Here is a 23,309-nt window from a genome sequence, read left to right on the forward strand (position 1 = left end):
GGCTACCAGCACATATTTAGTAAATAAAGTTACTTCTTACTTAGATTTTATTTTTGCGATCGCTTGTTTTTTACTGGATCTGACAAAACCGCATTGCTCCCTAGCGTGACTTCCATGACTTGAATCAAGCCATGCTCAAGGGTGAATCGATGGCCCACGCGCTCATCGGCAAGAACCGCTCCAGCCAAGTCACGCACGACCTGATGCACATCGACCAAAATGCGCCCGCCCTCCTCCGAGTAAAAAGAAACCGGCTCGACGTGCGGATTGATCTCGCTCCATTGCTCCGTCCAGTAAGCGCGAACTTCTTCAGTCCCACGCATAAAACCGCCTTTGAACGCTTTCGGCCAAGCCACGTCAGGAGTCATGAGGGCAAGGGCAGCGTCAATGTCTCGTGCGTTGAAGGCCGCGTAAGCCGCACGGAGCAGTTCGATTTCTGGTGCAGGTTGATCTGGCATAAGAGGTATGGTGAAGGAGATGCCGCAGAGCATAACAATTTATTATACCGTTAAAGCTAAGTAGTGTTATCTTTGCGGGACACAACTACGCGCTAATTGCGCTCACTGTGGCGAGTTAGTACTGTCCACCAGGTATAACAATACCTAATTGCGATCGCCTGTTTTAATTGAGGTGGAAGCGATCGCATCTGAGTTAAGTTAGTATTACATCAAGTCAGTCAGGGAAATTAGCCCTTCTTTCAATTAAGTTATATTTTGATTAACAAATATTCCGGTAATCGATAGCTTGCTGACAGCAAGAAAAGTAGAGGTGAGGTTCTAAGAACAACTCGTAAGCGCAGCACCACATTGATCTTCCTTTGTCAACCAACCTTTAACACCTTGATATTCAACCTGCGCCCAATCTCCTTGACAGCCTAACAATTTGACAGCCGTATTTGCAGGAATTGTTCTCACTTTTTGGCTTTCTTGACTATCACTAGCATATAAATCTACGCCATTAGTACCGTAGCCCTGCGTTGTTAAACCTAACTTTGGCACAAATACCCATCCAGTTCCTTGAAAACCATTACTAGCATTAGTAATCTGTACCCAATCTCCAGTAGCACCAATAACTTGAACTGTTTCGTTGATAGGTATTTGTCCTAAAATTGTGTTATTTGTGCTTGCACCACTCCGCACATTTAAACCTTGTGGATCTGTATCGGTCACGTAGGCAAGAATATCGCACTTTTGGGGATTAGTCGATTTCGCTAAAGCTATTTGATGAGCTATACCTGTATTTAGCATTACACTAATACAACTAAATACGAATCCTGTTACTAACTTTGATGGTGCCTTTTTCAGTTTTTTTGTCATAATTTGCTCAATTTATTTGCTTCATTACCTAATATTTGAGTTTGATTTCTATCTCATAATCTGCCCAAGCAAATTAAAGATAAGTTTATAAAATACTTATCTAAAAATGATTTTAGTACTGTAATAACACTTTTAATTTTACAAAATTTAGTCCTGCGATGTCTATGACGGGCTACGCCTACGCTGACAAATGCAACACAACGACATCATTGAGTGATGTCAATGGTGTAGTTAACGCCTACAGTAAGTTCAAATTTCGGCAAAGATTCATTAAGTAATATGGCTAAAAAGATACATTTCATATCAAATAGCATAGTCCAAGAAATTAATAATCCCGATAATGTGAGTATTTTAGAATTAGACAAAGAAGAAATTATTAGCTTATTTAAGGCTAATGGAATCTTACTTTTTAGAGGATTTGATGTTGATGTTGATATTTTTAAAGAATTTACCAGTATATTGAGTATCGATTTTATAAATTACGCTGGTGGTGCATTCAGTAGAAGGGTAATTAATGGAGATGAGACTCTTTTAAGTGTCAATGATTTTAAATCTGAGATTAAGTTACACGGAGAAATGTATTATCAGCAGAATATCCCACTTATGCTGTGGTTTTTCTGCGCTAATCCACCATTAGAAGATGGTGAAACTACGGTATGTGATGGTAGACAGTTTTTTAATGAAATTAGTAGTTCAACCAAAGAGTTATTCAGCAAAAAGAAGTTAAAATTTAATGTTCGGATATCTCAAGAGGACTGGCAGAAAAAATACCAAACAGATGATTTGAACCAGCTAGAAGAAATGTGTCGTAAAAATAATACGCATTTGACAGTCAATGAGGATCAATCGATTCTGCTTGAATACATTTCTCCAGCTATTATCCCTAGCAGATGTGGAAAATATCAGGTATTTATTAATAGTCTATTGCCTACAAAGCAGTTAAACCCAAAGATTCTTAATTTTGAGGATGATTCAGAAATTCCTGAAGAGGTTGTCTCTGAACTTAATGAAATTGCTGAAAAAATAACCACGGAAATTTCGTGGCAAAAAGGCGATATTTTAATGATTGATAATACAAGAATACTTCATGGGAGAAGGTCTTTTGCTGACGATCAAAGAGATATTTATATCAGGCTATGTTCTCCAGCTTTTTCATTTTGATATTTGATTACAGCAGATATCAAAGTACAGCATTTTTCTCCTCTTACTGCATGATTTATAGGTTATTGGTGTAGATAATGGGTCTTTCAAGACGCGATAAATCGCGTCTCTACATTAGGGTTTTGTTCCTCTATCTAAACTGTATTGGGTTACTTCATATCGTAACCAAATAAATTTGGGTCTACTTCTCCTAACTGCAACTCTGCTAAACCATATTCCGCCCATCGTCTCTCAACCATCGCCGCCACATTTGGGTCAGATTCCAAAGGCGAACCCCATTCATGGTCTGTTTCCGGCGGAATCTTTGTAGTTGCATCAATTCCCATCCGTCCACCTAAGCCAATTTTTTCACTGGCAAAATCTAAGGTATCAAAAGGTGTATTTGGCAAAATAAACACATCTCGCACTGGGTCAACTTTGGAACTAATCGCCCACACCACTTGACGCGGGTCGCGAATATTTATGTCTTTATCCACAACAATTACAAATTTGGTGTAAGTAAATTGTGGTAAAGCACTCCAAAACGCTAAAGCCGCCCGTCGTGCTTGTCCGGGATATGCTTTATCAATGGAAATAATCGCTGCTTTGTAACTCAAAGCTTCCATTGGGAGGAAGAAATCGACAATTTCAGATACTTGTTGGCGCAGTATGGGCGTATAAATGCGATTTAGTGCGATCGCCATCATCGCTTCTTCTTTAGGTGGACGACCGCTAAATGTTGTTAAGTAAATCGGATTTTTCCGGTGCGTCATACACTCAAAGCGAATCAATGGCGAATCCTCAACGCCGCCGTAATAACCCATGTGGTCGCCAAAAGGCCCATCTGGTAACACTTCTCCTGGTGTAATCGTTCCTTCCAAGACAAATTCTGAATCGGCGGGAACTTCCAAATCTACAGTTTTACACTTTGCCAACTGCACACCAGAACCGCCATATAGTCCAGCAAACAGCCATTCTGATAAATCCACAGGGATGGGTGTGGCAGCTGCCATAATAATTAGAGGATCTACACCAAGTGCGATCGCTACTTCTAATTTCTTCCCACGTTCGGCTGCTTTTCGCAAATGCCTCGCCCCACCCCGCACCGATAACCAGTGAACCGTCATCGTATTTTTAGATTGTAGTTGCAAGCGATACACACCTACGTTTGGTGTACCCGTCTCACAATCTTTGGTAATTACTAGTCCCAGCGTGATAATCTTGCCAGCATCACCAACATAAGGACGTATCAAAGGCAACTTATTTAAATCTAAATCATTACCTTGAAGCACAACTTGCTGACAAGCGGGAAAGAAGTCTCGTCCTGGTTTCGCCTTCACCACATCAAACAATACTTTCCCAAAATCTATCGCCTGGGAAATCTTCTTCGGTGGTTTTGGCTGTTGCAACATACTTAATTTTTTCCCCAGGGTTTCCAACTCCTCTGGATGCTGCATATTCATCGCCCAGCAAATCCTTTCCACAGTTCCCATCAAATTCACCGCCACCGGAAAGGAAGCGCCTTTGACGTTTTCAAACAACAACCCTGGGCCACCTTTTTGCAGCATTCGGTTGGAAATCTCAGCAATTTCCAATTCTGGGTCAACTAAAGCTGAAATACGCCGTAATTGTCCCTTTTCTTCCAGAATTTTAATGAATCCCCGCAAGTCTCTCGCCATTGTTCTAATAAAGCTGATTATTTAAGAAGTGTGAAGCGCTTTCTTATATTATGGGGTATTGGGGATTGGGCACGAAGCACTTCTACTGAGCCTGTCCTGAGCGTAGCCGAAGGGCGAAGCCGTAAAGCCTGCGGCATAGCTACGCTTAGGGCGCAGCCTCTCCAAGAGTTGTATTGGCATTAGGAAAAGATAAGGAAGAATACATTCAATAATTTTCCCTTGTCTCCTTGTCCTTCACTCCGTCATCTACCCATTTGAAAAATTGTTGGTTTTAATTGGAAATTAACCTATTTAGTCACTTTTCTTAACTGTCTTTTCCAAAGTATTTAGTTATTGTATCTAGGGATACGCATTTATTTTTTATAAATAAGCGCTAACCTAATCAAACATGGCCAGAATATACTATACCTTCCTGGCAGGCGGTTTTGTTATATAACCCCTGCTAGGTTTATTTATTACAAGCTTGTACTAGTTGATTTTTCTTTACATAGTTTGATTTTATTGTGCCAGATTATCTACTGACGAGGGGACTTTTAAAACATCCTCTGAAAGTATGGGTATCTGAAACATAGCTGAAAATTGCTATTTATCCGAATTCAGAAACTTGCTAGAATTTTAAAATATCTAATGATTCTTCTATTTCTAAATCTAATATTCTTTCTCGTGTATCTTTGAGTGCTTCTAACTTACCTTCTTTACGATAGATGTCTGCTGCTTTCTGAAAATCTTCAATTGCTCCCTGTTTATCTGCTATTTCTAAACGAATATTGCCACGATTGTAATAAGCATCGGCATAATTATAATTAATTTGTATTGCTTGAGTATAATCTTCAATCGCTCTCTCAAAATCTCCTAAGTCAGAATGAGCATTACCACGGTTATAATAGGCATCGGCATAATTAGGATTAATCTGTATTGCCTGAGTATAATCTTCAATTGCTCCTTCAAAATCTCCTAAATCAGAACGAGCATTACCACGCTTTTTATAAGCTATGGCATCTTTTGGATTAATCTTGATTGCTTGAGGAAATCCCGGCTGAAAACCTAATAAATAACGAGCAATACCACGGTTTTTATAAGCATCAGCATAATGGGGATTAATTTTAATTGCCTGGGTATAATCCTCAATTGCTCCTTGATTATCTCCTATATGAGAACGAGCTTCAGCCCGGTTTTTATAAGCTACGGCAACATTAGGATTAATTCTAATAGCCTGAGTGTAATCATTGATTGCTTCTTCTAATCGGCCGAGTTGAGACAGAGCTAAACCTCGTTTGTTGTAAGATTTAGCATCCTGAATATTCATCTGGATTGCCTGAGAATAATCTGCGATCGCAGCTTCATAATCACCTATTTGATAGTGAGTCAAACCTCGTTTATAATATAAATCAATATCGCTAGATGTAACTTTTAACGCCTTACTATAGTTAACGATCGCATTTGTATATTCTCCTTTTTCAAAATATTCATCTCCCAATTTTGCATAAAGTGTATTTAAATCTTCATTATTATTATATTCAGGTTGAAAAAAAGATTTGAGTAACTGATTATTGGTTGGCTGAGATAAAATTTCTTGCTTCGGAAGATATTTGTAAATTGATGGTTGTTGTCTAGAAGAATTATTTAGAGAAGATTGTAACTGTTCTAGATAGCACCATAAACCTCCGCCATACAACAACTGGTCTATCCCAAAAGAAATTTTACCAGTCTTTAACTTAATCATCCGGGTTGGGAGAAAACCAGCCAAAAAAAGATGATACTGAGATTGTGCTTCACTTACATCTTCTTGAATCAAAATGCAAACTACAACTGCATTTTTTTCAACTTCTTCAGAACTGATTGACCATCTAACTCTATCAATACTACCGTGACGAGATTTAACCTTAATACCAATAGAGGGGTCAGAAGTCAAGGTAAAATCTATATTGCCATCGCCGCCGAATCGCTTTTCATAATCGACTTCGGTAATAAAATCTGCTAAACGTTCCTTGACAACTTCTTCACCCAACTTCCCTTTAAGATAGCTAATAAACACGTCACGGACTGGCGAAACACGCTTATATTTCTCAGCCATCAACCAGCAAAATTCCCGTAGTGCCTTTAATCTGTCTCCAGAGATTATAGTTAATTCACTATATTGACCTTCGGTTTCACAATGAAGCAGACAACCAGATGTTAACCTTTTAATAAAATCAAACTGTAGCGATCGCAGTAGTGTAATCCAGTCCATTTATATTTCTGCGAATCTTTTGATGAGATTATTCTATTAAAATATCCAGTTGCCGTAAACCTTTTAATTAGCTTTGCAAAATTTATATCAGTTTAGGTACGGCCATGTCTGATTATGCCAAAGTTTTGACTGCTAGGGAAGAGTGTAAGAGTGCGTAGGCGTAGCCCGTCGTAGACATCGCTGGGAGGATAGCCAAAAATGCTTAATTTATCGGGGCGTTGAATCTCAACTCGTCCACAACGAACACAAGCATTGCAACTCTCGCTAACCACTTTTGACGTGGGTCTACGGGTACGTCAATTATATAAGTACCTTCACATCGCTGTTGACTCAAGCCCTTGAACAGCGATTGGGACTGTCCTAACAATCGATATTAAGTTTTATACAAGGGATTAAAAAAAATCACAAAACTTGCTAATGACAAAGAGGGAAAGTTAAGCTATTAAAATTTGTTAAAAGTTATGAATTTTGATTCAAAACTTTTTAATAAATAAATCATAATGTTCAGTAATTTCTAATTAAGAATGTGCTTGGATATAAGCAGCTAGGAACTTTTATATTATGAATTACGATGCTTTCATTGTTCCACCAGGTTCAAAGATTTCTCTGAAAAAAAACTATGACCCAGGTTATAAAACTGATTTTAATGAAAAAGCTGATGCTGCAATTAAATTACAGGCAGATATTGAGCGATTAGCAAATTACCAAAATATTCTCTATGCTCAGAACACCTACGCCTTGCTGATTATTTTTCAGGCAATGGATGCTGCTGGTAAAGATAGCACAATTAAACACGTGACCTCTGGTGTGAATCCGCAAGGATTTCAGGTGTTTAGTTTTAAAGGCCCCAGTGCAGAAGAATTAGACCATGACTACCTGTGGCGAACAATGAAGGCTTTGCCAGAAAGGGGTCGAATTGGCATATTCAACCGCTCATATTATGAAGAAGCGCTAGTAGTTCGTGTCCATCCAGAAATGTTAAGAAAGCAACAACTTCCTCATTTTCCTAATGGAAATAAGATATGGAAGCAACGCTTTGAAGAAATTAATAATTTTGAAAAATATTTAGTAGACAATGGTGTGATCGTTCTAAAGTTCTTTCTTAATGTTTCTAAATCAGAGCAGAAAAAACGTTTTTTAGAACGGATTGAAAATCCTGAAAAAAATTGGAAGTTTTCAGATACCGATGTCAAAGAAAGAGCTTTTTGGGATGATTATATGAATGCTTATGAAGAGGTTTTTAATAACACTAGTACAAAATCGGCCCCTTGGTATATTATTCCTGCCGATCGCAAATGGTTTACACGTCTGGTAGTCGCCAATATTATCTGCACAAAACTAGAAGAACTCAATCTGCAATACCCCATAGTTAGTGACGAACATAGGCAGCAACTTTTGGAGGCAAAACGCATTTTAGAGCAAGAAGATGAACAAACAAGCTTAACAGACAAAGGCAAAAAAAATAAATTAGTTTAAATATACTGTACAATTTATATAAAAAAGATGAGCAGTCGTAAATTTATTAATGCTCCCTGTAAATAATAAGTTTGGTTGGTACTTACAGCCGAAAAATCATGATTCAGATGGCAGAAGATGCCAAGAATAATCCACCCCACTTTACTAATGCTGCCTTTGATATTGTGGCGATCGCAGCCTCAGCCGGTGGTCTGACTGCTCAAATTAAAGTGCTATCAACTCTACCCGCACAATTCCCAGCCGCGATCGTTATTGTGCAACATATTTCTCCTGAACATCCGTCATTCATGGCAGAAATTCTCAGTCGGCGCACGGATATTACCGTCAAGCAAGCAAAGGAAGGAGATCACCTCACCCCAGGAACGGCTTACATTGCTCCACCTAATCGTCACTTGTTGGTTAACGATGACGGCACACTTTCCTTATCACAGTCCAAATTAGTACATTTTTTACGTCCTTCGGCTGACTTATTATTTGAATCGGTTGCAGCCACTTACAAAGAAAGAGCGATCGCCATCGTGTTAACTGGAACAGGTAGCGACGGCGCGATGGGAGTAGAAGCAATCAAAAAAATGGGTGGTACTGTCATTGTCCAAGATGTGAAAACCGCCGAATTTTCAGGGATGCCCTCAGCTGCGATTCAAACTGGCAACGTAGATTTTATTCTCCCCCTAGATGAAATCTCCAAGGCTCTGGTGACTTTAGTCATGGGAGAATGTAACTAAGCTAAGAATTAGGGGGCAGAGGAAATATATTTTGGAATAAAAATGAGTCTTTGATACTCATTAATGAAGCTTAGAACTCCTTTAATAAGTAAGTTCGCGTAAATAATTGTCGTTAGGATAAGGCAATAGGCAATCTTACTACAAGTATAAGGGTTTTAGCCTAGTTGATTTTTCTTTACATAGTTTGATTTTATTGTTCCAACTTACTTAAGCCTTTCATACTCATTAATAAAGCTTAGAACTCCTTTAATGAGCCTTTGATACTCGTAGACAAGTATAAAAACTTTACTCTTATGCCCCCTATCCCCTACGCCATACCTTATGACTTCCGCAGACAGAGATCCCAAATTTGAAAATCTACTGATTTATCTCAGACAAAGCCGGGGATTTGATTTTACAGGCTATAAACGCTCGACTTTGATGCGCCGAGTCCGCAAGCGGATGCAGTCATTGAACATAGAAAACTTTGAAGAGTATTTAGACTACCTAGAAGTTTATCCAGAAGAATTCAATTATCTTTTTAACACTATCTTAATTAACGTCACCGCTTTTTTTCGAGATTCATCAGCTTGGGAATACCTAGCAGAAGAAATACTGCCTAATCTGATTAGGAATAAAAATACTTCTGACCAAATCCGCATCTGGAGTGCTGGCTGTGCTTCTGGGGAAGAAGCTTACACCTTAGCAATGTTGATGGCTGAAATATTGGGAGCAGAGGAATTTCGCCAACGGGTGAAAATCTATGCCACAGATGTAGATGAAGAGGCTCTCAACCAAGCTCGTCAAGCTACGTATTCAGCAAAAGATGTCCAGGCGGTACCAGATAAACTGCGGCAGAAATACTTTGAGATTGTCGGTAATCGCTATGTCTTCCGTCAAGACTTGCGACGCTCAGTGATTTTTGGCCGTCACGATCTGCTTCAAGATGCGCCCATTTCGCGCTTAGATTTGCTGGTTAGTCGCAATACATTAATGTACTTTAATTCTGAGACTCAAGGGCGAATTCTGGCGCGGTTTCATTTTGCACTTAATGATACTGGTTATCTATTTTTGGGGAAAGCAGAGATGCTATTGATGCATTCTAGTCTCTTTACCCCAATAGACTTAAAAAACCGGATATTTAGTAAGGTATCGTCGGTTAATATACGCGATCGCCTCCTAGTTATGGCAAATTCAGTAGATGACGAATCTAGCAGCCGTGTGTCTCTACATTTGCGGCTGCGAGACATGGGTTTCGACACATCACCAATCGCGCAAGTAGTCATTGATATCAATGGCTATCTAGTAATGGTGAATGAGCAGGCACGGACTTTGTTTGCCCTTTCCCCCAAAGATTTAGCTCGTCCTTTCCAGGATCTAGAACTTTCCTATCGACCGATTGAATTGCGATCGCTAATTGAACGGGCTTATACTGAACGCCGCCCTGTCAACCTGACAAATGTAGAGCGCTATTTGTCTAACAAAGAAACCCAATATCTAGATGTGCGAATTACGCCTTTACAAGAAACAGACACCACCAGTTTTTTAGGTGTTAGCATCTCCTTTCTTGATGTCACTCGTTATATTAAACTCCAAGATGCTCTGCAACGCTCCCAACAAGAATTAGAAACTACTAACGAAGAACTCCAATCTACCAATGAAGAATTAGAAACTACTAACGAAGAACTCCAATCTACCAATGAAGAATTAGAAACTACCAACGAAGAACTCCAATCCACCAATGAAGAATTGGAGACAATGAATGAAGAACTCCAATCTACTAATGAAGAATTACAGACAATTAATAACGAACTGAGCGAACGCACCACAGAACTTAATCACACAAATATTTTTTTGATATCTATTCTCAGAAGTCTCCAAACTGGAATAGTGGTAATTGACGGCAGCTTTAACATCTCAATTTGGAATTACATGGTAGAGGATTTATGGGGACTGCGAACTGATGAAGTTCTAGGAAAGTCTATCTTCAGCTTAGATATTGGTTTACCCGTCGAGCAGTTGCGATCGCCACTCCGCGATTGTCTATCTGGTAAAAAACAATTTCAAGAAATGATCCTTGAGGCTACCAATCGTCGAGGTAGGCAAATAAAATGTTACCTGGCAATCACCCCGTTACTTGGCATGGATATACAGGGAGCAGTTTTAATGATGGCAGATGTAGAGAGAGTCCATAGTATGATTTCTAGTCAAGATATGGAGGAACGGCGGCAACAGGAATGAAAAAGCAGGGGGCAGGGGGAGAAAAGAACTTGATTTTCTGACGATAAACCCCGCAAAGTTTCTTTGGTGGTCTACTAGTTTAAACTATGGAAAAATCCAAAATCCAAAATTGATTGACTCTGTGCTTACTCAGTTACCGACTATCAACGTCCTAAAACAGCCCACTAGCTCTGCTTGGGTTGAACAAGCGATCGCTAACTTAGACATAATTTTACTCGACCACTCTCACTGTGAACGCAAAGCAGCAGGTGTGGCTTTGAATATGATGTTTCGTTACCCTTCCAATACTAAAATGGTGCGGGAACTAACTGCGATCGCCCGCGAAGAACTAGAACACTTTGAGCTAGTTAACCAATGGTTAGAACGCCGGAATATTCCCTTAGCTCCCTTACCACCGCCTCCCTATGGCGTAGGTTTAAAGGCTCAAGTCCGCCCCAAAGAACCTGAACGATTTCTGGATTCCTTACTAGTCACTGGTTTAATTGAAGCTCGTTCTCACGAACGTCTGGGACTATTAGCTGCTCACTGTCCAGAGCCAGAGTTAGCAAAATTTTATCGTGGTCTAATGGCATCCGAAGCGCGTCACTACGGTATATATTGGGTTTTAGCTGCTACTTATTTCGACAGAGAAATTGTCATGCAACGGCTTGATGAATTAGCAATTGTCGAAAGCGAGTTGCTGGCGACTTTGCACCCAGAACCTAGAATTCACAGTTAGTAGACTAAGGCAACAGATATGAAGCTTCAGCTAACACACCTGAGACTACTTGTCTCCAACTACAAAGATTCTTTTCTGTTCTACCGGGATCTGCTGAAATTTGATGTCGATTGGGGCGATGAAGAGAGCGGATATGCTGAGTTGAATACCGGATATCTCAAGTTGGGTTTGTTCAAAAAAGAATTAATGGCTGAAGTAGTTCCAAGAATTGAACAGCCTTCATACATTGTCAATCGAGATAAAATAGTCTTGGTTTTCGCAGTCGATAACGTGGATGAGGTTTATAACCAAGTAAAAAATCAGAATTCGATCGTTGTGACGGAACCGCAAGATCGCCCAGACTGGGGAATTCGCACCGCTCATTTTCGCGATCCTGATGGCAATCTCATCGAAATTTATAGCAATCTAGGAATTGTCAGTTAAAAATTAGCTGTCAAAAACTATCCCATATCTAAACTACAAATTTAGTTCTAACAGTAAACGTATTGCACTGTAACTAGGGGACATATTCTCAATCCGTCCCCTACAAGTTTTAGGTATTTCTAACCTTTCAAATTTCTTGATCGTTAAAGTTAGAATAATATTTAATTACAGTTCTAATCATGCTAGCTTCGACTATTCAGGTTCACTGTCTATATAGATGCTGGCTTTTTTTAGGACTCTATTTATAAACCAATACTCTTAGGTTGGGTTGAACGTTCACGTAGCGTCCCGTAGGGAAGTGAAATCTACAAATAACGCTTGATGTTGGGTTTCGTTCCTTAACCTAACCTACGCAGGTTAAGGTTTTTATGGCTGACTGATGCACCATAGCTTTAGGAATAGCTTTGCTGCTAAACCACATAGTTATAACTTTGAGGTTAGCTATCTGGGGCCTTTGGACAAGTTATAGAGGTTATAGAGACTAAGATCAATGTCAGGTAGGCGTAGCCCGCCGCAAGCATTGCTACTATAGCGCTGGATTCTCCTTGCTAAAGAGACAGGGAGGGAAGATAATTCCTCTCCCCTTGTCTCTTTATTGACATCTTGAGAGTACCGCCTGAAAATGACCATGCAAGAATTGCTATTTGCTGGGTAAATTGGGATATAGAACCAGAAAATTTTCTGTGTAAACTTGACCAGCAAATGGTAATGAAAAACTATTATCAAGATTTTATAATTCGTGATTGGGTCGCAAGCGATCGCACCAGAGCCGCCGAAGTCATTAGTTATGTATTATCAGAATACGGTCTGGGTTGGGAACCCAACGGCGCTGACCGAGATGTATTGCGAGTAGAAGAATATTATTTAGCTACTGGGGGGGAGTTTTGGGTAATTGAACACCAAAGCCAGTTAGTAGGAACTGGGGCATACTACCCCATACACCGAGGTGAAAAAGCTGTAGAAATCCGCAAAATGTATCTTTTGCCCAGCATTAGGGGTTTGGGATTAGGGAAATATTTGTTACAACAGCTAGAAGCGGCGATCGCAGAGCGTGGTTTTGGGCAAATTTGGATTGAAACCGCCAGTGTTTTGGTGGAAGCAGTCAAGCTGTATGAAAGCAACGGCTACACTCCATCAACGGGAGTAGAAACAACACGCTGCGATCGCGTGTATTTTAAGTCATTAGTCCTTGGTTATTAGTCATTGGTCATTGGTCATTGGTCATTAGCTAAGAACAAAGGACAAGTGACAAAGGACAAGTGACTAATGCCAAAGGACAATTCTAAATGCACACTTGGATTAAAAATCTCACAGGCTTACTTAATCTTTTTCTCCAATCCCATTGTCCACTATGTCAACGCGCAACTTCCCAAGAATTTTGTCACAACTGCACTAGGCAATTGCAAAAATGTCAACGTAAAGACCCAATGTCTCTATGGAAAGAGCCGATACCAGTATTTGGCTGGGGGGAGTATGGTGGCCCAGTGAAACGAGCCATCGCTGTGATGAAATACGAAAATCAACCCCAAATAGCCCGCCCTTTGGGTCAATGGTTAGGAGAAGCATGGTTGTTAAATTCACCTAAGCGAGATAGCCAGCCTGTGGTGGTTCCCATTCCACTGCACCCTAGCAAGCAAAAGCAACGTAAATACAACCAAGCTGCACTAATAGCACAAAGCTTCTGCGAAATAACTGGATTAAAATTGAAACTAAACGGTTTAGCCAGAGTCCGAGAAACTGAAGCGCAATTTGGTTTATCGGTATCTAAGCGAGAAAAAAACTTGGCTCAAGCTTTTGCTGTCGGACAAGAATTTTGCGATCGCCCCCCAAATGTTCCTGTGCTGTTAGTGGACGACATTTATACTACTGGTGCTACTGCCAGGTCTGCTGTGCAAACACTTCGTCAGTATGGAATAGTGGTCTTAGGATTAGTAGCAGTAGCCACTGCCGTTAAAGACGGATAAATCCAGAATTAATGAGCTAAATTGAACATATAAGCGCCTAAATCGACCGAATTACTCTATTTTTGTGGAAAAAATTGCTTGAAATGTATGAATAAAGTTTTTGCGGCGGGTTTAAAACAACTCATGATTATTCCTGCCACATTGCTGGCAATAGGTGTAAGTACAAGTGCAGCTTTTGCCCAAAATAAGTTGTATAGTCCAATTCCTTTATCTAATAGTACTGAACTTTCCGATAGCCTCTCAGATAAAGACATTCCCACAGGTCAAGGTGGGTTTGCTCGTGATTACACTGTGAAGTTACAAAAGGGCGATAATTTAGCAGTTGACCTGTCATCTGAAAATTTTGACAGCATCATCACATTGCTAGCACCTGATGGATCGACTCTGGCAGAAAATGATGATGGCCCCGATGGTAGTAGCAATTCCCTACTATTTACCCGGATCGTAGAGACAGGGAATTATGTGATTCGTGTCCGGTCTTTTGGGGAAACTGGGGTGGGGGCTTTTAAACTTAAGGTGACAAAGCTGCAACCGATTAAATAATTGGGAATTGGGAAGAGGACTTGGGGACAAGGAGAATTGGGGACAAGGGGAAAGACTTATTTCAAGTTATCACCTCTTGTCCCCTTGTCCCCTTGTCCCCCCTGCCTCCCTTGCTCTCACATCTTAAAAAACGGTCAACACGCAGAGAAATAAGGCTTCAGTCCACTCGACGACTGCGCCGTAGGTGTCTCCGGTGTGTCCGCCTAATTTGTGGTTGAACCATGCACCGGTTAAAGTAGCGATCGCACTTCCAGCAATTATCATTGCCAGTGCCAGAAATAGCTGCTGTTTATCTATCAGCACAAGTAAACCACTCAAACCCAAGAGCAAAAACAATCCTGGTAACAAATCTTTGTAAGAACGAATGGCTTGTTTGTGAAATGCACCTTTGCCAGTTGGTTTTAGATAAGGATACCGTGCGATCGCTACTTGTTGTCCCCAACGTCCCCAGCCACAAGCCGCCATCAGTAACAAACAACGGTTTTCTGGCATATCTGTTAAGGCTGTGATTTTGAGTAGCACCAAGGCGATCGCAGTCATTGCCCCAAATGCACCTGTGGCACTATCTGCCATCACCTCCAGCCGCCGATTTGGGTCGCCCACTGCTAAACCATCGGCGGTATCCATTGCCCCATCTAAGTGCAGTCCTCCAGTTATGGCAATCCAAATACTTACTACCAAAGCACTACGAGTTAACACTGGCATACCAAAATAATCCATCCCCGTATCCAGTAACCCTAAAATTCCCCCAATTATTAACCCTACAAGCGAAGCAAGACGTGCCACTCCCTGAAAATTTAATCCGTTCAAATACGGCAGTGGGATAATCGTGTAAAATATGATACTAGCTGCCAGCTTTAACAGCAGCTTCTTCCACCACTGTTGCTGTTTCGTCATCGTAGTTACATTAATATTTAGCTAATTGCTGGATAATCATCATAATTTGACTACAATTGAACATCAGTACAGTTTAAAGCTTTAGATAAGATTTACTTCTGTTAGAGATTATCACTGAAAATTTTGTTATGCTGGTCTAAGTAGTTAATAAAGTTTTTGGGTAATTTTTTATACAAAAATCAAATGATTCAGGAAATTAAAATTCCATTAGGAATCAAAATTTGTGTTTTGTATTCGTTAACTAAAAACTTCCTCCAAATTGTTAGACGATTGCCCCACAAAATTGATATTTTTTTAAATGTAGGGAGTAAACAAGCTATTCAATTCTGACAGTTTAGCTCTGTTGTTGCTCTCCTTAGCTCAATCGCTATTTTCCTATGAGTCACCATCTACCCGACACCAGGATACCAGCTCCGTGCATTATTAACACGGGCATCATTGTGAATAAGCTCGACATCCGGCGATTGCTGGCAGATTTAGGTCGAGTCCACTACATCTACACCCAAGAAGATAAGGTACTGAGCGAGGGTGAAGGGGATGTGATGGAAGTTTTTGCTAATCCACAAAGGTCTACCTTAGTGGCTAACCATGCGCTATATTTAAATGTTTGTAGTTTTGATTACTTGGAACTCAAACAGTCATCGCAACAAGAAACTTACTTCGATTTGATGCAAGAAGGAGTGTGTCTGCGGTTGATTCCCCGCTCAACCCCCATACAAGAGCGACGAGAGCGAACCTTCAATGTCAGTGCCATAGAAGCGATGATGGAGCAAGTTCTCTCAGCCAGATGGGATGCAGAAATTGACGATGACTGTTCTGATTCTTTTTAAAATAGCGACTACTATACCAATTTGATCTAAGGCTGGGCTTTATTGATGTAGGGGCAATTCATAAATTGCCCCTACATCGTATAGTTTTGCATAAGTCTTAATAGGCGCATCTTCAAAAATCTAAAATGGCATGAGTGCGAATTTTTCCTTTGAATGTCTTGCTTGCTGTAGTCAGACAAAAGCTAGAGCCGGAGTGTTTTTTACTCCTCACGGGATTGTAGAAACCCCTAGATTTATGCCAGTGGGTACGCTGGCAAATGTCAAAACTATCACCCCAGCCCAGCTACGAGATACTGGGGCGCAAATGATTTTATCCAATACTTATCATCTTCACCTACAACCAGGCGAAGCGATTGTGGCTGGGGGTGGTGGATTACACAAGTTTATGGGTTGGAACGGCCCAATGCTCACAGATTCTGGTGGGTTTCAGGTGTTCAGTTTAAGCGAGATGCGAAAAATTACTGAAGAAGGTGTAACTTTCCGCTCACCACATGATGGACGAATTATTAACTTGACACCAGAACGCTCCATTGAGATTCAAAATACTTTAGGGGCAGATGTGATCATGGCCTTTGATGAGTGTCCGCCTTACCCAGCGACTCGCCAAGAGGTTGAAACTGCTACTGAACGGACTTATCGCTGGTTAGAACGCTGCATAACAGCTCATCAACGTAGTGAGCAGGCTTTGTTTGGGATTGTGCAAGGGGGCGTGTATTTGGATTTGCGTTGCCGTGCGGCTGAAGCTTTGGCTAAGTTAGATTTGCCTGGATATGCCATTGGTGGCGTGAGTGTGGGAGAACCGCCAGAATTGATGGCTCAGATTGTAAAGGTGACAGCACCGCTTCTACCGCCCGAAAAGCCGCGTTATTTGATGGGTGTGGGTACTTATCGAGAAATGGCGATCGCGATCGCATCTGGGATCGATTTATTTGATTGCGTAATTCCCACTCGCTGGGCAAGACATGGAACGGCAATAGTTCAGGGCGGACGCTGGAATTTAAAAAATGCTAAGTTTCGTGAAGATTTTACGCCATTAGATGAAACTTGTCCCTGCTACACTTGTCAAAATTTTAGCCGTGCTTATGTATCTCATTTGGTGCGATCGCAAGAAATTTTAGCTTATACGTTGTTGAGCATTCACAACATTACCGAGCTAATTCGCTTTACCCAAAAGATTAGAGAAGCAATATTGAGCGATCGCTTCACCACAGAATTTGGCCACTGGCTCAACGAAGAAAGTGGAGATGAAGAGTGGGAAGTGGGGATTGGGGACTAGGGATTGGGGACTAGGGATTGCGGAGAAAAGGGAGATAAGCAATGCCCCATCCCCAATGACAAATGACCAATGACCAATGACCAATGACCAATGACCAATGACCAATGACCAAACCATGTTAAGATACTTCTCAATTATGAAAGCTGTGTTGGATAGGTGGATTTAAACAAACATGGAAGCAGCACTTTTATTAGCAAAACTGCCTGAAGCTTACCAAATTTTCGATCCTTTGGTAGACGTTCTCCCAGTCATCCCTGTATTCTTCTTGTTGCTTGCTTTCGTTTGGCAAGCAGCTGTGGGATTTAGGTAAGTTAATCTATTTTTCAATTGAGTAGGACAGGTAATATACCTGTTCTATTTTTTTGTGGCACATGTTTTATAAAATTAACATTTATTAATATTTTGTAATGTTTTAATATAATAAACAAGATGTGAATCAAGCCATGTCAATATGAAGCCTTGAAAGCCAAGCTTAGAGTCAAGGAGGAATAAATTATGGGTAATATCAAATTCGTTAAAGAGAATAAAGAAGTAGTAGCGGCAGATGGTGCCAATCTCCGACTCAAAGCCATGCAAAATGACATTGATATATATACATTCATTGGCAAGATGACCAATTGTGGCGGTAATGGTCAATGTGGTACTTGCATTGTTGAAATAGTCGAAGGACTAGAAAATCTTTCCCCCCGCACAGAAGTAGAAAACCGGAAATTCAAGAAAAAGCCAGAAAATTACCGCCTTGCGTGTCAAACTTTAGTGAATGGCTCAGTCAGCGTAGTCACAAAGCCTTAAATTTTTTGGGAGCATTCGTAGTTAGCATTTGAGAAAGTAAAAAATTTGGGCTAACTCTGTCATTGATAATGGTATCCTAATGTTGTTGACTGGAAAACTAAGAGAGGCTTTCTTGCCATGCAAGTTAATGACCTGGGGTTCGTAGCGAGCATTTTGTTCGTATTAGTTCCCACTGTGTTTTTACTAATTCTGTACATCCAAACTGCTAGCCGCCAAGGTGGAAAAGATAGTTAAGAATTTGTGTATAAAATAAATAACCCCTGCACTAGTAATGTGGGGGTTTTTATTTATCAACGGCTAACTGGTAACGCGATGTGCAACTCATTTTTCAAACCCCACTTCCATTCCTCACCCTCTGGAGGAGAGGCTTTGATTCTTGCTCCCCAACGCTAATAGGGAAGGGATTGGGGGTTAGTTTTGAAAGAAAGTTGCACACAGCGTAACTGCTAGCATTTTTATAGGAACAATTCATGAATTGCCCCTACAGTCAAATAATGGCAGTTTTAAACAAAAATAGTATGAGTGCTGAGTATTAGGAAGAAAATCTTGCTTCTCTAGTATCTTAATTACAACAAATCTAATACTCAGAACTGCTTAGTTTAAGCGATCGTCCGCGCCAATAATACCGGACAAGTGGCATTGACTCGAACATAGTCAGACAAGGAAGATCCGATGAGTCGATCTATATCAACAAAACTCTTAGCGATGGATGGACGACGATCTGGAGAACCGAGCAATAATAAGTCTATATTCAACTCTTCTGCCAAGCGACAAATTTCTTCACCAGGTTTCCCACTGCTAATATAAGCACGAGATTGGATACCTTGTTTTTGAGCTTCTGCAACTGCGGCTGCTAAAACTGGATTTTTATCTGAGTTAACCTCGGTTATTTCCGATTTTTTACCACCTAAATCTGTACTAATATTTGCCAAAATTAACTGGCCTCCCTGAATATCTCGCAGTAAAAATAGTGCCAATTTCAAGCAGTTTTTTGCAGAATCAGAGTTGTCTATTGCCACCATAATGCGCTTAATTTTTTTCACATAAATGTCATCTTTTACCAGCAACATGGGGCGAGAAGATAGCTGGAAAACATACTGACTAACTGAGTTCGATAAAATAGATTGTAGTCGCTTCAGTCCGCGTGAACCCATAACAATCAAGTCAGCGTCGATTTCATCAGCTACTTGGCAAACTACATCTTTGGGGTCGCCTTCGCGCAAAATTGAAGAAACCTGGCTAGGATCTAAGTTCAAAGTTTGAATGGCATTAGCCAGAATTTTACCACCATTTTCCCATTTAGTTGTCATGGTAGCAGCAGTATTTTGTGCCTGAACAACATGCAAAATTGTAACTTTCGCAGATTCAATTGAAGGGATTTCTCTCAGGGTTTTGAGCATTTCTTCTGCGTGTCCCAATCCCGATACAGTCAGCAAAATTTTTCTTATCATCTTACGTAGTTGTTGTTAAGTTTACTTTTGTTTTCGCTGTTGTTAGTATTTGGCTTAGGTCGGATTTTCACCACCTCGCTTGATAACCTAGTTAGTAAGTTGACACAATAAACTTTGTTTTTTAGTATTTAATACTTAAAAAAATGGCAAAGTACAAAATACTCAACAAATATTTAAGTTTGTTTGCACTTAGTTACTTAAATTGTCAACTAGACTTCAATTGTTAAGCATACTCTCTATTTAGCCTGATGAACTTAATAAAATATGATGTTAGTTATCATTGTTAATCTATATTCACTTTTTTTAATTAGAAGTTAGTTAAGTATTGCAAAGAAATTCCCAAATAACTTTTTAGAAGACTGATTTGCTGTAACGCTTAATAAGTGATCGCTTCTGGCTTGAATAATCTAAAGTCATATTTCATACTACAAAGACCTCTCCCTAGTTTTACTATGCAAAATCTTCCCTCTCCGAGTCGGAGAGGGAGAGACTTGAACTTGAGTTAAAGTCAAGGAGAGGTTGATCGAACTCACGTTAACTTAGTTGCGCTCCTGGTTGTCCGTTTTGGACTGTAAACGAAGCTAGGGTTTTTACAGGGGCATTTAAATCAACGATGCTTGATACAACACGGTAGTCAGTTTGCCAGCGTTGTGGAGTCAGGTTGCAACGGACGTATCCCCGGTAAGCACCATCAAAGAACTTAGTATGGGGATTGTTGGGTAGAGCAGCTTGAACTGGAGCAATAAATGCTGTGGGAAAGTCAGAGGTAATTGAGGTTCCGACGAACTCAGTGCCTACCGTGGCTGAATTGGGGTTATTAAAATCAAGCTTTAGATCATGTACCCAACTAGAATGGATATCTCCGGTAATCACCACTGGATTAGAAGGTTGGCGCTGGTTTAGAAAACTCAAGAGCCGATTACGTGCAGCCACATAGCCGTCCCACTGATCCACATTGAAGACACCGGGGCCTGGATTACCATTGAAATTGTACTCGGCTAGCATAGTCTGTTGAGCAATTACATTCCAGCGCGATCGCGACTGATCTAATCCTTTTCGTAGCCACTGCTCTTGTTCTGAGCCGGTCATAGTAGCATTTGGATCAAAAGCTTCTGGACAACGAGGCTTCAGTCCATCATTACAAGGTTGGTTAGTGCGGTACTGTCTGGTATCTAACACATTGAACTCAGCTAAATTACCGAAAGTCAACCGCCGATAAAGCAGCATATCTGGGCCTTTAGGCAGCGAAGACTGACGTAGAGGCATGTGTTCGTAGTAAGCCTGGTAAGCATTAGCTCGGCGTTTTCTAAAAGCCTCTTCGGTTTGGTTATCTTCGGGGATTAAGTTGGCATAATTATTGTCAACTTCATGATCATCCCAGGTGACAATCCAGGGAAAAGCAGCATGAGCAGCTTGGAGACTCTGGTCTGTTCTGTACAGGGCGTAGCGATCGCGGTAGTCTGCAAGAGTGATGATTTCTGGACTGTTATGCTGGCGTGGGCCACCAGATTGTGGCCCGTATTCATAGATGTAATCACCTAGATGAATCACAAGGTCGAGGTTTTCCTCAGCCAAATGCCGATAAGCCGTGTAATAGCCATTTTGCCAGTCTTGACAAGAGACAAAAGCAAAGTTTAGTTGTTGGGTATAGCTATAAGATGCTGGTGCTGTGCGAGTCCGGCCAATGGGGCTCACTTCCCTACCCACTTGAAATTGATACCAGTACCAACGGTCAGAGTCTAGCCCACGCACATCAACGTGGACTGAGTGCGCTAACTCTGGTGTTGCCAGCACTGTTCCTCGCCGCACAACCCGTTTCATATTTTCGTCAAGGGCAACTTGCCACCGCACTGGCACATTTACCAATGGCATTCCACCTCCAGAAAGTGGATTTGGAGCCAGCCGTGTCCAGATAACAACACCATCCGGCAAAGGATCACCAGAGGCAACACCAAGACTGAACGGATAACCAGAAAACCTTGAGCTAGCCAATACCGGATGCCACTGGCTAGCAATTGTTAACCCAGTTAAGAATCCTGCACCCAACAAAAAACTCCGCCGTCTGCACCGATTTGCTAGCAGTCCGCCATCCATAAGTTCCATATTCACCTCTACCCAGATGTAAATACAGTTGGCAAACTTTAGGAGAGTTAGTTGTGAAAAGCACAGGTAATTGCTTGATTCAACTTGTCTCCTAATTGCTGCTCAACCAAACACAAGGAACCTAGCAAACTCGGATCAAGCAGAAATTAAGATTTTGTTAAGTTTAAGATTGGATTGGGACATTGGGAATTTAGACCCCAACTAAAACAGATTACAAATTACGAATTACGAATTACAAATTACGAATTACGAATTATTTAAAACCTGCCATTTCCCTGAACAATGTGCTTAACGGTGGTCAAAGTTTCTAGGCTGATAAATCCTCGGCGATGACCTTTTTGGTTAGACATACCGAGAAATACTGAATCCCCCCGCGAGGGGTTGCGGGAAAAACGCGGGGAAGTGTTGATGTAGGTAGAGGCACTGTTAACTCCCAAAGCAAACTGCCGACTTTCTTGGTAGGATTCAGTCACGATGGAGTCAGCATGACCACTGCTGTGTTCATTAATCCAAGCGATCGCACCCTCTAAGCTATCTACAAGTTTAAAAGCTACTGTCTTTGTTAAATAAGGATTTCCCCATTCGCCCTCCTTCACTAGCTGCAACTGAGGAAAGGCTTCTACTAGTTCTGCATCCCCTTTAATTTCAAAGCCTTTTTCCATCAAGCTGTTCCACAGAACTGCTAAGGATGATGGCAAGGCTTGGCGGTGAATAAGTACTTTTTCAATGGCATTAACTTGATCGGGTTCACTTTGATGGCTATCAAGAATCATCCACCGTACCATTTCTAAGCTGGAATTTAGCGACCAGTAGAGATAACAGTTACCCATCGCGGACTTTAAGACTGGGCAAGTTGACTGTCGTACTACCTGCTGTACCAAGCTAGAACGTCCGTAGGGAATAACTAGATTCACGTACTGGTCTTGGGTGACTAAATCCCGAATTGAAGCACCATGTTCGGTTGTAATCAGCTCTACACAGCCGGGAGCTAGACCAACTTCTGCGATCGCATTTTGCAGTGCCTCAGCGATGGCGGCGTTGGAATGGCTAGCTTCCGTACTGCCTTTGAGAATTATACTATTGCCAGTTTTAATACAAAAACCTGCTGCGATCGCTCCTAAATCGGGAAAGGCTTCATAAATAAATCCAATCACTCCCAAAGGCATTAACTGGGTGTAACTCTGGGAATCTTCCAGTTGATAATCAGCCGTTCTGACGCGCCGTAGCGGATCTGATAATTCCCCTAACCGTTGTAAAACGTCTACTGTCATCTCTAGCCTTGTGGGAGTCAGCTTCAGCCAGTCCAATATCAACTCTGGCACTGCCATTTCTCGACTGGCTTCTAAATCCAACGTGTTGGCTTCTAGAATGTCGTCAAATGAGCGCTCAAGGGCTTGTGCCATCGCCAATACTGCACGACTTCGGTCTGCTCCCTTTGTGATCCCCAACTTTAGGGAAGCTTGATAGGCTCGTTGGGCACTGGTAATCGGTTCGGGGTGGTCATCTAAAACTTCAACAGTCATTGA

General features: G+C 41.1%; 23 protein-coding genes. 14 read left to right on the plus strand and 9 right to left on the minus strand.

Translation table 11 applies throughout. The features are described 5' to 3' along the window. Window positions 1-47: 47 nt before the first annotated feature. Window positions 48-458: a nuclear transport factor 2 family protein gene (locus H6G86_RS26545; protein ID WP_190936826.1), complete on the minus strand. Its 411-nt coding sequence runs from the start codon at window positions 456-458 to the stop codon at window positions 48-50. Between the two features lie 318 nt (window positions 459-776). Then, window positions 777-1,316 (minus strand): SH3 domain-containing protein, encoded by a 540-nt coding sequence (locus H6G86_RS26550; protein ID WP_190936827.1) that lies wholly within the window; start codon window positions 1,314-1,316, stop codon window positions 777-779. 279 nt (window positions 1,317-1,595) lie between these two features. On the opposite strand from H6G86_RS26550, the gene H6G86_RS26555 reads away from it, so the two are divergent. Continuing rightward, a complete protein-coding gene (locus tag H6G86_RS26555; RefSeq protein WP_190936828.1) occupies window positions 1,596-2,477 on the plus strand; it encodes a TauD/TfdA family dioxygenase in 882 nt (293 codons plus the stop codon). Window positions 2,478-2,626: 149 nt separating this feature from the next. Here the strand turns inward: H6G86_RS26555 and H6G86_RS26560 are convergent, their stop codons facing one another. From H6G86_RS26560 to H6G86_RS26570, 3 genes are all read right to left on the minus strand, one after another. Next, window positions 2,627-4,135, minus strand: coding sequence for a UbiD family decarboxylase (locus H6G86_RS26560; protein WP_190936829.1), 1,509 nt, complete (start codon window positions 4,133-4,135; stop codon window positions 2,627-2,629). 607 nt (window positions 4,136-4,742) lie between these two features. Further along, window positions 4,743-6,365: a tetratricopeptide repeat protein gene (locus tag H6G86_RS26565; RefSeq protein ID WP_190936830.1), complete on the minus strand. Its 1,623-nt coding sequence runs from the start codon at window positions 6,363-6,365 to the stop codon at window positions 4,743-4,745. Between the two features lie 92 nt (window positions 6,366-6,457). Continuing rightward, on the minus strand, window positions 6,458-6,637 hold the full coding sequence (locus H6G86_RS26570) for a hypothetical protein (protein ID WP_190936831.1): 180 nt from the start codon (window positions 6,635-6,637) through the stop codon (window positions 6,458-6,460). A 289-nt stretch (window positions 6,638-6,926) separates the two neighbouring features. On the opposite strand from H6G86_RS26570, the gene H6G86_RS26575 reads away from it, so the two are divergent. The 8 genes from H6G86_RS26575 to H6G86_RS26610 all read left to right on the plus strand — a co-directional run bounded on the left by H6G86_RS26575 (window position 6,927) and on the right by H6G86_RS26610 (window position 14,434). After that, on the plus strand, window positions 6,927-7,841 hold the full coding sequence (locus tag H6G86_RS26575) for a polyphosphate kinase 2 family protein (protein WP_190936832.1): 915 nt from the start codon (window positions 6,927-6,929) through the stop codon (window positions 7,839-7,841). Between the two features lie 98 nt (window positions 7,842-7,939). After that, a complete protein-coding gene (locus H6G86_RS26580; RefSeq protein ID WP_190936833.1) occupies window positions 7,940-8,566 on the plus strand; it encodes a chemotaxis protein CheB in 627 nt (208 codons plus the stop codon). Window positions 8,567-8,887: 321 nt separating this feature from the next. Next, on the plus strand, window positions 8,888-10,786 hold the full coding sequence (locus H6G86_RS26585; RefSeq protein ID WP_190936834.1) for a CheR family methyltransferase: 1,899 nt from the start codon (window positions 8,888-8,890) through the stop codon (window positions 10,784-10,786). Window positions 10,787-10,907: 121 nt separating this feature from the next. Continuing rightward, window positions 10,908-11,504, plus strand: a complete 597-nt coding sequence (miaE, locus tag H6G86_RS26590) for a MiaE family protein (protein WP_190936859.1) — start codon at window positions 10,908-10,910, stop codon at window positions 11,502-11,504. Between the two features lie 18 nt (window positions 11,505-11,522). After that, a complete protein-coding gene (locus H6G86_RS26595) occupies window positions 11,523-11,927 on the plus strand; it encodes a VOC family protein (protein ID WP_114083560.1) in 405 nt (134 codons plus the stop codon). 708 nt (window positions 11,928-12,635) lie between these two features. Further along, entirely contained in the window at window positions 12,636-13,127 is a 492-nt protein-coding gene (locus H6G86_RS26600) for a GNAT family N-acetyltransferase (RefSeq protein ID WP_190936860.1), read from the plus strand. A gap of 86 nt (window positions 13,128-13,213) precedes the next feature. Then, the gene (locus H6G86_RS26605; protein ID WP_190936835.1) at window positions 13,214-13,891 is read left to right on the plus strand and encodes a ComF family protein; all 678 of its coding nucleotides are present in this window, start codon (window positions 13,214-13,216) and stop codon (window positions 13,889-13,891) included. 87 nt (window positions 13,892-13,978) lie between these two features. Continuing rightward, a complete protein-coding gene (locus H6G86_RS26610; RefSeq protein WP_190936836.1) occupies window positions 13,979-14,434 on the plus strand; it encodes a PPC domain-containing protein in 456 nt (151 codons plus the stop codon). 123 nt (window positions 14,435-14,557) lie between these two features. Here the strand turns inward: H6G86_RS26610 and cobS are convergent, their stop codons facing one another. After that, window positions 14,558-15,331, minus strand: coding sequence for an adenosylcobinamide-GDP ribazoletransferase (gene cobS / locus H6G86_RS26615; protein ID WP_190936837.1), 774 nt, complete (start codon window positions 15,329-15,331; stop codon window positions 14,558-14,560). Window positions 15,332-15,708: 377 nt separating this feature from the next. Here cobS and H6G86_RS26620 point away from each other — a divergent pair, with 377 nt between their 5' ends. From H6G86_RS26620 to psbM, 5 genes are all read left to right on the plus strand, one after another. Next, window positions 15,709-16,161: a hypothetical protein gene (locus H6G86_RS26620; RefSeq protein WP_012407086.1), complete on the plus strand. Its 453-nt coding sequence runs from the start codon at window positions 15,709-15,711 to the stop codon at window positions 16,159-16,161. 130 nt (window positions 16,162-16,291) lie between these two features. Beyond that, window positions 16,292-17,437, plus strand: a complete 1,146-nt coding sequence (gene tgt, locus H6G86_RS26625) for a tRNA guanosine(34) transglycosylase Tgt (protein WP_190936838.1) — start codon at window positions 16,292-16,294, stop codon at window positions 17,435-17,437. Window positions 17,438-17,609: 172 nt separating this feature from the next. Next, window positions 17,610-17,747, plus strand: coding sequence for a photosystem II reaction center protein K (locus H6G86_RS26630; RefSeq protein WP_006195022.1), 138 nt, complete (start codon window positions 17,610-17,612; stop codon window positions 17,745-17,747). A 185-nt stretch (window positions 17,748-17,932) separates the two neighbouring features. Beyond that, window positions 17,933-18,229, plus strand: a complete 297-nt coding sequence (locus tag H6G86_RS26635) for a 2Fe-2S iron-sulfur cluster-binding protein (protein WP_114083568.1) — start codon at window positions 17,933-17,935, stop codon at window positions 18,227-18,229. 117 nt (window positions 18,230-18,346) lie between these two features. Next, on the plus strand, window positions 18,347-18,463 hold the full coding sequence (gene psbM / locus H6G86_RS26640; protein ID WP_012407089.1) for a photosystem II reaction center protein PsbM: 117 nt from the start codon (window positions 18,347-18,349) through the stop codon (window positions 18,461-18,463). A 365-nt stretch (window positions 18,464-18,828) separates the two neighbouring features. Here psbM and H6G86_RS26645 read toward each other — a convergent pair whose 3' ends face one another. The 3 genes from H6G86_RS26645 to H6G86_RS26655 all read right to left on the minus strand — a co-directional run bounded on the left by H6G86_RS26645 (window position 18,829) and on the right by H6G86_RS26655 (window position 23,306). Further along, a complete protein-coding gene (locus H6G86_RS26645) occupies window positions 18,829-19,680 on the minus strand; it encodes a universal stress protein (protein WP_163928412.1) in 852 nt (283 codons plus the stop codon). A gap of 534 nt (window positions 19,681-20,214) precedes the next feature. Continuing rightward, a complete protein-coding gene (locus tag H6G86_RS26650) occupies window positions 20,215-21,783 on the minus strand; it encodes an alkaline phosphatase D family protein (RefSeq protein WP_190936839.1) in 1,569 nt (522 codons plus the stop codon). A gap of 257 nt (window positions 21,784-22,040) precedes the next feature. Then, window positions 22,041-23,306, minus strand: a complete 1,266-nt coding sequence (locus tag H6G86_RS26655; RefSeq protein WP_190936840.1) for a glutamate-5-semialdehyde dehydrogenase — start codon at window positions 23,304-23,306, stop codon at window positions 22,041-22,043. Between the last annotated feature and the right edge of the window lie 3 nt (window positions 23,307-23,309).

Origin of the sequence: Nostoc sp. FACHB-133, from assembly GCF_014698055.1 — a bacterium.
GTDB lineage: Bacteria > Cyanobacteriota > Cyanobacteriia > Cyanobacteriales > Nostocaceae > Nostoc.